This window comes from Zobellella aerophila (genome assembly GCF_039539325.1).
Lineage (GTDB): Bacteria > Pseudomonadota > Gammaproteobacteria > Enterobacterales > Aeromonadaceae > Oceanimonas > Oceanimonas aerophila.
Map to the genome: position 1 here is coordinate 548,804 of NZ_BAABCX010000002.1, position 13,272 is coordinate 562,075.

The following is a 13,272-nucleotide window of genomic DNA, read 5'->3' on the forward strand; positions in this document are numbered from 1 at the left end:
GTTATCCCTGGATGGACAGCAGGCTGTTAGCCCGCTGGGCATTGTCATCGGCGTTGGTGATCACTTTCATCTGCATGTCGTAGCGCCGGGCATTCTCGATCATCGCCACCATGGATTCGATGGCGCTGACATTGCTGCCTTCCAGGGCGCCGGCGGTCAGCCGCAGGTTTTCGTCCTGTGGCAACAGCTCCAAGCCACTGCCAGGTGCCGGCCGGAACAGGCCGTCCTCTCCCCGTTGCAGTTGTCCGGGCTCGGCCCTGACCAGCTTGAGCCGGTCTATCTGCACCAGGGCATCGGGATCCTCACCGGCGCCGATGGCACTGAGGGTGCCGTCGGCGCCTATCGACAGCTGGGCCCCGAGCGGCACTATGATGGGCCCACCGCCGCCCAGCACCGGGCGGCCGCCGCTCAACAGCAGGCCGTTGCCGTCCAGCTGCAGATCGCCACGCCGGGTATAGGCTTCGCCCCCATCGTCCCCCTGTACCGCCAGCCAGCCATCATCGTGGATGGCCACATCCAGCGCCCGTTCGGTGGCGGTCACGGTGCCCGCTGAGAAGTCGTCCCCCGGGGTCGAGGTCACCACCGACACCCGCGTCGCCAAAGGGCCGTCGCCCTGTACCGGCACCGCCCGCATAGCCGTCAGCTGGGCCCGGAAACCGCTGGTCGAGACATTGGCCAGGTTGTTGCTGATCACCGCCTGGGCATCGAGCGTCTGCTTGGCACCGCTCATGGCGGTATAGAAAATGCCGTCCACGACTCAGTCCCCGTTAACGCAAGTTGATCGAAGACTGCAGCACTTCATCCTGCGTCTTGATGGTCTGGGCATTGGCCTGGTAATTGCGCTGGGCGATGATCAGGCTGACCAGCTCCCGGGTCAGGTCAATGTTGGAGGTCTCCACCGCACCCGCCTGTATGCTGCCGAACAGGCCGGTACCGGCCACGCCCATCAGCGCCTGGCCGGAGGCGGAGCTTTCGGCCCAGGAGTTGTCGCCGACCGGGATCAATCCTTCCGGATTGGTGAAGTTGGCCAGGGCGATGGAGCCCAGGACCTTCGACTGCTCGTTAGAGTAGTTGCCGATGATGTTGCCCTGATCATCTATCTTCACCCCGACCAGGCTGCCCGAGCTGAAGCCGTTCTGGGTGAGGGAGTTCAACTCGAAGTCGTTGCCGAACTGGGTAGTGCCGACCACGCCGAGGGCGATATTGATGTTATCGGCACCTCTGCCCGGGCTGAAGGTAAAGTCCATGCCGCTGGTCGACAACAGGGTACCATTGGTGTTGAAGTTGATGGTGCCCGCCTGTGGGGCCGTTTCGCCGCCACGGGTCTGGCGCACTTCCCACTGGTTGTCCGCGGTCTTGGTGAAATACAGGGTCACATTGTGGGCGTTGCCCAGGGAGTCGAACACGGTGGCGCTGTTGGCGTAGGAATAACTGTCGTCATCGGCAGGATCGAAGGTGACGCTGGTGCGGTCGATGATATCGGTCCGCGCGTCCAGGTTCAGGCTGGCCTTGACCGACGAGGTGGCGTTGGCCTGCAAGGCACCCGCAGGCACCCTGAGCTGCTGGGGATTGCCGCCGGTGCCGACCTCCGCCGGATAGCCGGTCAGCCGGGCCCCCTGGGCATTGACCAGATAACCGTCGTTGGTCACCGTCAGCTGGCCATTGCGGGAATACACCACCTGCTCATTCTGGATGAAACGGAAGAAACCGTTGCCGCTGATGGCCAGGTCGAGATTGCGGTTGGTGGACTCCAGCGTGCCGTCGCTGAAATCCTGCAACACCGCCGACACCCGGGTGCCCAGGCCGACCTGGGCGCCGGCATAGACATCGGAGAACTGGACCGAGGTGCCTTTGAAGCCCACGGTCTGCGAGTTGGCAATATTGTTACCGATAACGTCAAGGTTGGTCGCCGCGGCCTTGAGGCCGCTGAGCGCCTGAGAAAAACCCATTGCTCCGCTCCTTTGAAAATCTGTATGGTTAGCTGGTGTCGCCGCGATCAGAGGATCTGACGGATGTCGCTCATTTTCACCGGCTCGTTGATACCGCCCAAATCCAGCCGCGGGCCGTCTTTATAGCTGGTGCTGATGGCGATGACCTGGGCATAGTTGAGGGTCTGGAAACTCTGCTGTTTGCCGTCGGCCAGCGCCTCGACCGACAGCCGATAGGCGCCTTTAGGCGCCAGGGAACCGCCATCCAGGGTGCCGTCCCAGACAAAGGATTCCACGCCGGCCGACATGGCGCCCAGCTCGAAGCGGCGCACCACCTGGCCACTGCCGTCGAGGATGCTGACATTGACCTGGTCGGCGGAACTGCCGAGCTCGATGCCGAAGGGAGTGGTTGCCCCTTCCTCGCCCACCAACAGCCGATCCCCGGGCACCAGTACCCCCTTGCCGATCAGGCCGGCGGCCTGCAGGGTATGGCCGGCGTCTATCTGGCCGGTGATCCCCGAGAGGGTATCGTTGAGCGATTCTATACCGGTAACCGTATTGATCTGCGCCAGCTGCGAAGTCATCTCCGCGTTTTCCATCGGGTTCAGCGGATCCTGGTTTTTCAGCTGGGTGACCAGCAGGGTCATGAAGTTTTCGCGCAAGTCTTCACCGACACCAGCGCTTCCCGTGCCGGCCCCCCCCCTGTTGATGCTGCTGAGTACGCCGCCGTCTATGGTGTTGGCCATGCTCAGCCCTCGCCCAGGGTCAGGGTCTTGAGCATCAGCTGTTTGCTGGTGTTCAGTACCTCGACGTTGGCCTGATAGGAGCGGGAGGCGGTGATCATGTTGACCATCTCGTGCACCGGTTCGACATTGGGCATGGTGACATAGCCCTGCTCATTGGCCAGCGGGTGCTCGGGCATGTATTCCTCACGCATGGGGGTGGGATCCTCGACTACCTTACTGACCCGTACACCGCCCACGCCCTGCTGCCCCTGCATCTGCGATTCAAAAATGACCTGTTTGGCCTGGTAGGCCTGACCATCGGGCCCAGCCACGCTGTCGGCGTTGGCCAGGTTGCTGGCGGTGACGTTCATTCGCTGGGACTGGGCGCTCATGGCCGAGCCTGATATTTCAAAGATGGAAAACATCGACATGGTTTGCTCCTGGCAATCGGTCAGGCTGTAATTATTCCGGCTGCATCGCCGACTTGAGGCCCTGGATGCGGCTGTTGATCATCACCAGGCTGGTCTGATAGCGCACCGCGTTATCGGTGAACTGGGCACGTTCACTGTCCATGTCTACCGTGTTACCGTCCAGGCTCGGCTGGGCCGGCACCCGGTAAAGCAGCTCCCGGGTTTGGGAACCGTCGGCAAGCGGCTTGCCGATATGCATCGGCGAAGTGGTGCTCAGCGCCACCGGCTGCCGGGCGGTCCCCTGCTGCACCCGTGACAGCTCCTGGGCAAAGTCGATATCACGCGCCTTGTAATTGGGCGTGTCCCCGTTGGCGATATTGCTGGCTAACACTTTCTGGCGCTCATGACGGAGGTTCAGGGCGTCCTGGTAAAACCCCAATGCTCCTTCAAGTTTGTCGATCATCTTGTTGGCCCTGCTGCGGCGAGAAATTTATCAGATTGGAGCATAACCGCGCCCGAATGCAGCAAAGGGATAAACAAGCCGATATTTAACCGCCAATTCTGTTCTTGGGTCCGCTCTCGCCACCTTATAATGGATGCAATTTTAGCGACCTCCACCAGGGAATAACGCCATGCCGCACGCCGTGTCCCGGGGCAGATTTCCCCAGTCAGCCTGGTCACTGCCGTCGCTCCTGCTGTTGCTGAGTGCATTGCTTACGCCTGCCCGAGCCAGTGCCTCGACGCTGATGGAGGCGGTACATTCCTTCCTTTACCAGCAGACCCATCAACTGGGTGAGGACGTCACCATCGACGTCTTCCCGCCGTCGGCCCAGTTACCCCCTTGCGACCATCCACAACCTTTCTTCCCCGGTAACGGCCAGCGCCAGTGGGGGCGCGTCGCAGTGGCCGTGCGTTGCGGTGAGCAGGGCGAGCAGGTACGCTACATGCAGGCCCAGATCCGGGTGCTCGGACACTACCCGGTCGCCGCCCGGGCCATTGCCGCCGGTACCCGTATCGACGCCGACATGATCGAACTCAGGCAGGGCGATCTCGGCAGCCTGCCTCGGCAGGCCCTGCTCGACGCCGATGAAGCGATCGGCCAACTGGCCAGGCGGCCATTGGCGGCCGGGACTGTCATCCAGCGTCACCAGCTACGCGAATTGCCGCTGGTGGAGCGGGGGCAGCGGGTGGTGCTCGAGGCCGCCGGCGCGGGGTTTCGCATCACCCGGGAAGGCAAGGCCATGGAATCCGGTGCCATGGGGGAACGGGTGCGAGTGAAGGTGGCGGCAAGAGAGATACTGACCGGTGAAGTGGTCGGTCGCGGCCGGTTGGCGGTGGGCCATCAACCCGCTTACTGAGCCGATTCGCCTTGGACAACCGGGCGCCCAAACGACTATGCTGGCGGCAAACTTAAAGTTACGACGCGTTCCGCCGATACTGTAGATAAGTGTCCATCAAGAGGAATCTCCCTTGAAAATCAATCAGCAGCAGCCGCTTTCCCGCTCCGGTCAAGTCGAGCAGGGTAAACACAACGGCAGGGTACAACCCGACCCTGCCCAGGCTACCGACAAGGCCGGGCCCGCTGTGGTTACCCACCTGAGTCAGGCTGTAGAATATGCCGGCCAGGACATAGACAGGGCCCGTGTCAACGAAATCCGTCAAGCGATCAGCGAAGGCCGCCTGGAGCTCCGCGCCGATAAAATAGCGGATGGCCTGCTGGACAGCGTACGCGAGCTGCTGAGTCAACAAAGTCGATGAGCCTGGACCGCCATCTTGCGCTGCAGGTGCAGCGACTGGAGCAACTGGCCCAGCTACTGACCGACGAGCAACAGGCGCTGAGCCAGGCCCGGGTAGACGGCCCCTTGCTGTCGCGACTCGCCGTTGAAAAACAGGCCCTGCTTACCCAGCTGGAGGGGGCTGAAGCCCAGCGGCGCCAGGCTCAGCTCAGGCTGGGCTATGGCAAGGATATGGAGGGAGCCGAGCAGGCTGCCCGGGAAGCCGGCTGCCTGCCACTGTGGCATGCACTGCAGGACAATGCGCAGCGCATCGCCCGGTTAAACAGCCTCAATGGCACCCTGATCGGCCAGCGCCTCCAGCACAACCAGCGCATGCTCAACTTCCTGCACGAAGCTGCCGGTCAATCCCTGTACGGTCCCGACGGTCAGGCACGCAAAAACGGCGGTAAGTTGGCTTCCCAGGCCTGACCTTCCCGGTGCGGCTTGCCGCGAGCGGATGAAGATCTCGCCATGGCGAATCACTCATTGGCCCAGCCGGCTGAAATACTCCCTCAGCTGATTTTCGGTCGGCTGCTCGCGAAAGGCCAGCCGACCGTTAACCAGGATACAGGGGGAGTGCTGGATGCCGTGGGCTGCCACCAGATCGGGATGATCCTCGATATAAAGCAGCTCGTAGGACACCCCCAGGTCCCTGAATTCCTGGTCCAGATTAGCGGTGGAAAAATCGGTCCGGGTGACCAGTAGTTGCACCTGCATTTGTCCTCCTCGGCGTGCCGCCGGCTCAGGGCCCGAGTCGGGCCTGTCCCAAGGTGTTGGCATCGGTGCCGAACCAGATGCTGTTGCTCCGGGGGTGGTAATACATATGACGCACCGCCCCCGCCCCGCTGGGAATGAGGGTGACGCCAAAGAAGCGGCTGCCGACCGGATCGAAGCCCATCAGCCGGTTGGGGCGGGAACCCACGTCGACCAGCCAGATCCTGTCCTGCCCATCCAACGCCGAACCATAGGGCTGCGCCCGGGCCTGGCCGGGGATCGGCCATTCGCTGAAAGACCGTGACCCGGGTTGATAGCGGCCGAGCCGGCCACCGGCAAAATCCAGATACCAGATATCCCCGTTAGCGGTGATTTCCAGCCGGCGCACCCGGGCTTGCTCCCGGGGCAGGGTCACCTCGGTCAGGACCAGTGTCCGGGGCTCCACCATCGCCAGCCTATTGGTACCGAACAAGGCCACCCAGGGGCGCCCCTGGCCATCGATTTTAATGCCGTAAGGCCGGGCCCCGGGCGTAGTCACCGGCACCAGCTTGATCTCACCGCTGGCGATATTCAGACGACCGATATAGTTACTGTCCTGGGCGGTAAACCAGAGATTACCTCCGTTATCCAGTATCAGGGTATGAGGATCCCGAACCGCCGGATCCGGCATCGCAAAGCGGGTGATCTCGCCGGTTCGCGGGTCTAGCCGACCGATATGGGCGTTGCGATTGCCTGCGTACCAAATCATGCCGCTGCCGTCGACCACCAGGTTATGGGGATGGGTACCCGCCGCCAGCTCGAAACGGCGGAACTGCCCGGTTTCGGGATCGAACCGGGCTATATAGTTACCCGCCTGGCCACAGAACCAGACCCCACCACCAGGATCCACCTGAGGATCACGCGGCCGGGACGCTGCCCAGGGCACTGGCCATTCCTGTATGGCGACCGTCTCATTCACCGCCTCGGCCCTGATCCAGGGCGCCAGCAACACACCAAGGGCGAAGAAAATAAATCTCATCCTGCCCTCCTCTGTACCAACCCATGACCCTTTTAGTGTAGTGCCCGGGAAGATCCAGGGAATGGGATCTGCTCATAGGTTGTCCGGTCGGCGATATGTTAAGCTAGCACTTTGTCGCCACCCTCTGTTCATCCGCTTGGCCAGTTCTATGAGTGCTGTATTTAACCCCTTTGAAATCATGGCATTGCCAGCCGAAATGGCGCATCACCGGCATGATTACAATCAGATAGTCATCGGCCTGAACGGCCGGACGGAATTTGATATAGAGGGTAATGGTAACCTGGTGGGGCCGGGCCAGGGTTGCCTGGTCTCCTCTGCCCTCAATCATGCCTTCGGGGGCTTGGGCAGCAACCGCATCCTGGTGGTCAACCTGGCCCCTGAGCCGGATGGCACACTACCTGAACAGCAACAGCGGGTGCATGAGCTGTTTCAACACCCGCGCTATTTTCAACTGAGCCCCCAGGCGCAACAACTGGTCAGTGTACTGAGTACCGAGATGCACGCCAATCCGGACGACGTCCTGCTCGGCCAGGCCTGTGCCAATACCCTGCTGTGCGCCCTGCAACGGCATATGGACTTACCCCAACCCCGTCCTCGGGCCAAACGCCTGAACATAGAAGTAATAGACGCCTATATAGCACAGCACCTGGGCCGCAAGATCACGGTGGCTCAACTCGCCGGCTGCGCCTTCCTGGGCGAAAGTCAGTTTCACCTGCTGTTCAAGGATCAGACCGGCCTGTCCCCCTATCAGTATGTACTGGAAAAACGCCTGGCCGAAGCCCGGAACATGCTCATCTCCAGCCATCACAGCCTCGCCTATATCGCCCAACATTGCGGTTTTTCCAGCCAAAGTCTGTTCACCCAGATATTCTCCAGCCGATTCGATATCTCTCCCGCCCGTTACCGCAAATCGCACCGTTAACCGGAGTATTTCATAAAAAAAACGGAGTAACGCAAAAGACCGGCAGGGCCACTTTCTCCTACTATATTTAGTTAAGTAACAAAAGTTTAACCACTGTTTAATCGCGAGGCGCGAAATAATCACCTAGGCATGCTCCGGCCCAGCCCTGGCTTGACGATTTTTGGCCCCGGCAGGACCCCCCAAGAGGAATAGGGAATGATTGAATCCAACTACGCCATCACCGGCACCTTTCTTGTGTATCTTATAGTCATGATGGCCATCGGCTACTATGCCTATAAACGCACCTCCGACTCGGCCGACTATTTCCTCGGGGGCCGATCCCTGGGTCCCTGGCCCGCCGCCATCTCCGCCGGCGCATCCGACATGAGCGGCTGGCTGCTGCTGGGCCTGCCCGGTTACGCCTATGCCGCCGGTATCGAATCCTTCTGGCTGGCCGGCGGCCTGTTGCTAGGTACCTGGGCCAACTGGATGTTCTGCGCCAAACGGCTGCGGACCTACACCCTGGAGGTGGATAACGCCATCACCATACCCGAGTACCTGTCCCGTCGCTTCGAAGACAACTCCAAGCTGCTGCAGATCATCTCCGCCCTGGTCATACTGCTGTTTTTCCTGTTCTACACCAGCTCGGGCCTGGTGGCCGGCGGTAAGCTGTTCCAGACCGTGTTCGGCATGGATTACCAGGTGGCCGTGGTGGTCGGTACCCTTTGTATCGTGTCCTATACCCTGTTCGGCGGCTTCCTGGCCGTCTCCTGGACCGATCTGGTGCAGGGCCTGCTGATGGCCGCTGCCCTGATGATAGTACCGATCGCCGCGATGGAAGGCGGCTTCGGCCAGCTGGGCGCTGATCTGCATGCCCAGAATCCCGAGCTGCTGACCCTGTGGAACGACATCAAGGGCGAGCCTTTGTCCGCCATCGCCATTATTTCTCTGGCCGCCTGGGGCCTGGGCTACTTTGGCCAGCCGCACATCCTGGCCCGCTTCAATGCCACCCGCAGCAACGGAGACATCACCACTGCCCGCCGCATCGCCGTTTCCTGGAGCTTCCTGTCCATGGCCGGCGCCCTGATGGTCGGGCTGGTGGGCCTGCTGTACGTCCAGAATAATATCGGCGAAGAGCTGGCCGATGCCGAGACCATCTTCATGGTGCTGGTCAACGCCGTGTTCCACCCGGTGATCGCCGGTATCCTGCTGGCCGCCATCCTCGCCGCCATCATGAGCACCGCCGACTCCCAGCTGCTGGTTTCCTCCTCAGCCCTGGCCGAAGACTTCTACAAACAGGTGTTTCCCGGTGCCAGCTCCAAGAGCCTGGTCAACATAGGCCGGTTTGCGGTGATCGCCCTAGCGGTGGTGGCCCTGCTGCTCGCAATGAACCCGGACAGCACCGTACTGGGTCTGGTGTCATACGCCTGGGCCGGTTTCGGTGCCGCCTTCGGTCCCGCCCTGTTGTTCAGCCTGTATTGGCGTAGCATGAACCGTAACGGCGCCCTGGCCGGGGTGCTGGTCGGCGGGGTCACAGTGGTGGTCTGGAAACAGATCTCCGGCGGCATCTTCGATATCTATGAAATCGTCCCCGGCTTTATCTTCGCCTCCATCGCCATCGTGCTGGTCAGCAAGCTGACCGGTGCGCCCAAGGCATCGGTCACCAAGACCTTCGACAACTACGAGAAAAGCCTGCACACCCTGGATTAACCACTCCTGTCAGGCCCGGTTTCCGGGCCTGATTAATCTCATCCTGTCTGGCCCCAAGCTTACCATCGACTAAGCTTGTTGCATCCTCACATGCAAACGGGCCAGGCCATGACCACAGACCGGCTTTATCTCGGCGATACCCATCAGCACACCCCCGTTTATCTGCGACTGCCCATGGCCAACCGCCACGGTTTGATCGCCGGCGCCACAGGTACCGGCAAAACCGTCACCCTGCAAAGTCTGGCAGAAAGCTTCTCCCGCCACGGAACCCCGGTGTTCATGGCCGACGTCAAGGGCGACTTATCCGGCCTTGGCGCCGCCAGCCAGCCTAACGACAAGGTCCGGGCGCGCCTGGCTCAACTGAGCCGCTCTGACCACCAGTCCCGGCCATCCCCTACCCTGCTCTGGGATCTGTTCGGCAAGCAGGGGCACCCGATACGTGCCACCATTTCGGATCTGGGTCCCCTGTTGCTGGCCAATATACTGGAACTGAATGAAACGCAGACCGGCGTGCTCTACGGCTGTTTTCACATCGCCGATACCGAGGGGCTGTTGCTGCTGGATCTGAAAGACCTGCGCGCCCTGCTGTCCTGGGTTGCCGAGCACGCCAGCACCCTGGGCCGGGAACACGGCAACCTGGCACCTGTAAGCCTGGGGGCCATTCAGCGCCGCCTGCTGAGGCTCGAACAGGAAGGTGGCGAATATTTTTTTGGCGAGCCGGCGTTAAATATCAATGATCTGATGCAAAAGGATGGCTCCGGTCAGGGAATGATAAGCGTCCTGGACGCCACCCGACTGATAAACAGTCCCCGGATATATGCAACCTTTTTGCTCTGGCTGTTGAGCGAGCTGTTCGAGCAGCTGTCGGAAGTCGGCGATATGGACAAGCCCAAACTGGTGTTCTTTTTCGACGAGGCTCACCTGCTGTTTAACGCGGCCCCCAAGTCGCTGGTGGAAAAGATAGAACAGGTGGTCAGGCTTATCCGTTCCAAGGGGGTTGGCATCTACTTTGTCAGCCAGAGTCCACTGGACATTCCCGATGCCGTGCTCGGCCAGCTGGGTAACCGGGTGCAGCATGCGCTCAGAGCATTTACTCCCAGGGATCAGAGAGCGGTCAAAGCCACTGCGCAAACCTTCAGGGCAAACCCGGCATTTGATACCGAAACTGCAATTACCCGGCTGGGCGTCGGTGAAGCCCTGATCTCGGTGCTGGATGAGCAAGGCTCGCCCACTGAGGTGGAGATCTGCCTGATCTCTCCCCCCGAGTCCCAACTCGGCCCCCTGAGCCGAGAGCAGCGGCTCGCCCAACTCGACGAGTCCCCTCTGGCCGGGCGCTATGAACAGAGGGTGGACCGGGAATCGGCCTTTGAATTGCTGAAAGCCAGGATGGAGGAGCTAGAACGACGCCAGCCCGAACAAGCACCGCAGGCCCGGCACCAGGCCCGGGCCGCGGCGGGCCGGCCCCGGGATTCACTGCTGGAAAGCATGGCCAAAAGCACCCTGCGTGCCATCGGCAACCAGTTGGGTCGGCAGCTGGTACGCGGCCTGCTGGGCTCTATTTTTGGTGGCAAGCGCTAACCAACTGATTTTGGTTGTCGATCGGTGAAAGCGGCAACATCATTGAACGGCCGTGACACAAACAGCAGGAAAGGATGACGTGAAACCATGGGTGCCGGAACATGCCGCATCTGCAGATGCGGGGTGAAGCATGTCATGGGCAGGGGCTCGCCGGAAACAAATACGGAACGGCGGGAAATGACATTCAGGCGCGGCTGTGTTCGAGTTGATTGTCCCGCCCGGGCGGGCACTCATGCCCGCTCAAGACCGGCTTAGGCACCCGGCGTGGCCGTGCCCACCGGGATCAGCTGCGCCGCATCCAGACCTGCGGGGATCTCGCCAGCCTTCAGATACTGAAAGCCGGTATTGACGCCAAACTCGGAAATGCCCAGGGCCTTGACCAAATCAAAATGCCGCTCATAGGCGAAGATATAGCCTTCATCGGTGGCCGGTCTGCGTAAAATAGCTTCGATCGCCTCGACCTCTCGGCTGCCGAACGCCTCCGCCAGGCGCTGGGCATTGCCCCCTTGGGGGCCGATAGGCTCGGCATCCTGATCCGGTTCAAACAATTCCGGTGACGAATTATATTGATCCACCACCCAGCCCTGCTCACAAAGGGCATACATCAGGATATCGTCATCATGATTGAGCACCGCCAGCACGGGCGCTTGCAGCTCTGACGACAGCCGGGCACCGAGTTCCAGTATCACCTCCGGCTCCTGCCGTTCGGAGGCTTCATCCAGTACCACCACCGAGCCCTTGTGGGCCGGGGTCACGAAGGCGTTTCTTCCCGCAAGCACCGCGGCCACCGCCTGGGCATCGGTACAGAACACCGTATGGCTGACATAAAAGCTTTCCATCTGCATCACCCCGGGCACAAGCCCTCATCTGTTGTGAGATCCCATGAGATTACCCTTTCAACATAGACCGAAATCGGAACTGTCGGGGTAACGGGCAAGCAGGTTAGCCGGGCGGATTCCCTAAAGGAGGGCGCCACTCCAGGCGGAGGGGCTGAAAAACGGGCTGGGCGCTCCTGTACACCGGGAGAGGCAAACAGGGTCCGCCACCATCTGCCGACGCTGCCGGGCGAAGAAACAATAATGCCCCGCACGCGGGGCATGTCAATAAGGGTCAGGAAAGGGCTCCCCGGCCTCGGGCGTTAACCGTTATTTTTTATCCAGATGGGGTTGGAATAGGCCCGGTTGCCGTTGCTGTCTTCCACCACCCACTGCAGCCAGGTGTAGTTGGGCGGCACCGGCACCCCGGTACGGAACACCTTGGCACCATTGATCCGCCAGCCGGCGACCTGCTCACCATCCAGCCAGACTTCGGCCTTGCTCAGGCCGGCATCGGAGCGCAGCTCCACCTTGGATTCGCTGAAGGGGGAGATTTCACCGCCGAACATGGCGCCGGCCGCATAGATTTGGGGACCAAAGCTGACAAAGCTCTGGCCTCTGCCGGCGGCACTGGCAAAGTCGGCGCTGATCTTGCCGTTGGGAGTATACGCATACAGCCGGCCGCTGTTTTGCCGTGGCCCCCGCAGCAGGTGATTGGCGCTGAGATAGACCCGCTCCCCCAGGCTCCAGCGCTGACGCAGCTTGGCCATCTGGGTTTCAAAGTTGCTGCTGTCGTCATATTCATAGAGGCTGATCACCGTATGGGGGCTTTCCCCCGTCACCAGCTCATCGGTCAATACCTTGCCCAGCGAGCCGGCGCTCAACCAGGCGTCGAACTGCTGGACTTGCTGATGGTTGCGCCTTAAATCATCCGACTCGGACAAGGCACCCAGCCCTTGCTGCAACTGGCCCTGGGACCAGTGACCGAGCACCGCCTGGGCCACCTCTTTATGCAGGCTGCCCGCCGCGACCGGCGGCGCTTCCTGCACCAGCCGATAACCGGCAAACAGGGTCTGTCCGACCGGGTTCTCCAACCGGCTGCTCAGCTTGATGCCGGAATAGGCTTTCTCGACTTCGTAGCGGCTCAACAGCCGGTTTCCGTTCCAGCTGCGGTCCACCTCGACCACTACCCGCTCCGGCGACTGCTCGGTGATCTCGATGGCGTTCAGAGTCATGGCCCCCTCACCGGGCATAAAGTCCAGAGAGACGATGCGATCGGCGCCGAACACGCCGTTTTCCACCAGCGCCATATCCACTATGCTGCCGGCCTGGCCCGGTTGATCACCGGCGGCGATGGCAAAGGCAAAATAGGGGGTCACTATGGTGATATCCTCCTCGCCCCGGGCATCCCCCCCCTGGATCTGGGTCGGGCCTTTCAGCACCTGAATATCGGCAGGCGGAACATTCTTCTCGGGTGCGCTTTGACAAGCAGCCAACATAGTCGCTACCAGCAGGGGTAGCCCCAATCTATACAGATGCATAAGGTTAAATCCCGATATCCTAGAAAGAACAATGACTGCTGTGGATTCTGACAGCTCTTGCGTAGAAGACAAGGGCCTGCATCGGGATGAAAGCCGATATCACCTGCAACCACCCGGAGCACGCGTCCGTGCGCCAGTAACTGGCACTTTCAGCCGG

General features: G+C 61.0%; 15 protein-coding genes. 6 read left to right on the forward strand and 9 right to left on the reverse strand.

The features are described 5' to 3' along the window. Nucleotide 1: 1 nt before the first annotated feature. From ABD806_RS10180 to flgB, 5 genes are read right to left on the reverse strand one after another with little or no spacing between them, the layout of a single operon-like run. On the reverse strand, nt 2-754 hold the full coding sequence (locus ABD806_RS10180) for a flagellar basal body rod protein FlgF (protein WP_344957525.1): 753 nt from the start codon (nt 752-754) through the stop codon (nt 2-4). A 13-nt stretch (nt 755-767) separates the two neighbouring features. Further along, nucleotides 768-1,949 carry a flagellar hook protein FlgE gene (gene flgE / locus ABD806_RS10185; RefSeq protein ID WP_344957527.1) on the reverse strand — a complete coding sequence of 394 codons (1,182 nt, stop codon included), beginning with the start codon at nt 1,947-1,949 and terminating at the stop codon, nt 768-770. Nucleotides 1,950-1,996: 47 nt separating this feature from the next. Continuing rightward, entirely contained in the window at nt 1,997-2,674 is a 678-nt protein-coding gene (gene flgD / locus ABD806_RS10190; RefSeq protein ID WP_344957529.1) for a flagellar hook assembly protein FlgD, read from the reverse strand. A 2-nt stretch (nt 2,675-2,676) separates the two neighbouring features. Next, nucleotides 2,677-3,084, reverse strand: coding sequence for a flagellar basal body rod protein FlgC (flgC, locus tag ABD806_RS10195; protein ID WP_344957531.1), 408 nt, complete (start codon nt 3,082-3,084; stop codon nt 2,677-2,679). Between the two features lie 31 nt (nt 3,085-3,115). Then, nucleotides 3,116-3,526: a flagellar basal body rod protein FlgB gene (gene flgB, locus ABD806_RS10200; RefSeq protein WP_344957533.1), complete on the reverse strand. Its 411-nt coding sequence runs from the start codon at nt 3,524-3,526 to the stop codon at nt 3,116-3,118. 169 nt (nt 3,527-3,695) lie between these two features. Between flgB and flgA the strand changes: the two genes are divergently transcribed. The 3 genes from flgA (at nt 3,696) to ABD806_RS10215 (ending at nt 5,267) form a co-directional block, all read left to right on the forward strand. Next, the gene (gene flgA, locus ABD806_RS10205; RefSeq protein ID WP_344957535.1) at nt 3,696-4,421 is read left to right on the forward strand and encodes a flagellar basal body P-ring formation chaperone FlgA; all 726 of its coding nucleotides are present in this window, start codon (nt 3,696-3,698) and stop codon (nt 4,419-4,421) included. A gap of 112 nt (nt 4,422-4,533) precedes the next feature. Further along, nucleotides 4,534-4,821 carry a flagellar biosynthesis anti-sigma factor FlgM gene (gene flgM / locus ABD806_RS10210; protein WP_344957537.1) on the forward strand — a complete coding sequence of 96 codons (288 nt, stop codon included), beginning with the start codon at nt 4,534-4,536 and terminating at the stop codon, nt 4,819-4,821. Next, nucleotides 4,818-5,267, forward strand: a complete 450-nt coding sequence (locus ABD806_RS10215) for a flagella synthesis protein FlgN (RefSeq protein WP_344957539.1) — start codon at nt 4,818-4,820, stop codon at nt 5,265-5,267. The genes flgM and ABD806_RS10215 overlap by 4 nt, the downstream gene beginning before the upstream one ends. A gap of 54 nt (nt 5,268-5,321) precedes the next feature. Here the strand turns inward: ABD806_RS10215 and ABD806_RS10220 are convergent, their stop codons facing one another. Further along, the gene (locus tag ABD806_RS10220) at nt 5,322-5,555 is read right to left on the reverse strand and encodes a hypothetical protein (RefSeq protein WP_344957541.1); all 234 of its coding nucleotides are present in this window, start codon (nt 5,553-5,555) and stop codon (nt 5,322-5,324) included. Between the two features lie 25 nt (nt 5,556-5,580). Further along, the gene (locus ABD806_RS10225; protein WP_344957543.1) at nt 5,581-6,570 is read right to left on the reverse strand and encodes a Vgb family protein; all 990 of its coding nucleotides are present in this window, start codon (nt 6,568-6,570) and stop codon (nt 5,581-5,583) included. Nucleotides 6,571-6,718: 148 nt separating this feature from the next. Here ABD806_RS10225 and ABD806_RS10230 point away from each other — a divergent pair, with 148 nt between their 5' ends. The 3 genes from ABD806_RS10230 to ABD806_RS10240 all read left to right on the forward strand — a co-directional run bounded on the left by ABD806_RS10230 (nt 6,719) and on the right by ABD806_RS10240 (nt 10,759). Beyond that, nucleotides 6,719-7,492, forward strand: a complete 774-nt coding sequence (locus ABD806_RS10230; RefSeq protein WP_344957545.1) for a helix-turn-helix domain-containing protein — start codon at nt 6,719-6,721, stop codon at nt 7,490-7,492. A gap of 195 nt (nt 7,493-7,687) precedes the next feature. Then, entirely contained in the window at nt 7,688-9,181 is a 1,494-nt protein-coding gene (gene putP, locus ABD806_RS10235; protein ID WP_344957547.1) for a sodium/proline symporter PutP, read from the forward strand. A 108-nt stretch (nt 9,182-9,289) separates the two neighbouring features. After that, nucleotides 9,290-10,759, forward strand: coding sequence for a helicase HerA-like domain-containing protein (locus ABD806_RS10240; protein ID WP_344957549.1), 1,470 nt, complete (start codon nt 9,290-9,292; stop codon nt 10,757-10,759). Nucleotides 10,760-11,010: 251 nt separating this feature from the next. Here ABD806_RS10240 and ABD806_RS10245 read toward each other — a convergent pair whose 3' ends face one another. Both ABD806_RS10245 and ABD806_RS10250 read right to left on the reverse strand, forming a co-directional pair. Beyond that, a complete protein-coding gene (locus tag ABD806_RS10245) occupies nt 11,011-11,598 on the reverse strand; it encodes a hypothetical protein (protein ID WP_344957551.1) in 588 nt (195 codons plus the stop codon). 299 nt (nt 11,599-11,897) lie between these two features. Next, entirely contained in the window at nt 11,898-13,115 is a 1,218-nt protein-coding gene (locus tag ABD806_RS10250; protein ID WP_344957553.1) for a CehA/McbA family metallohydrolase domain-containing protein, read from the reverse strand. Nucleotides 13,116-13,272: the final 157 nt, after the last annotated feature.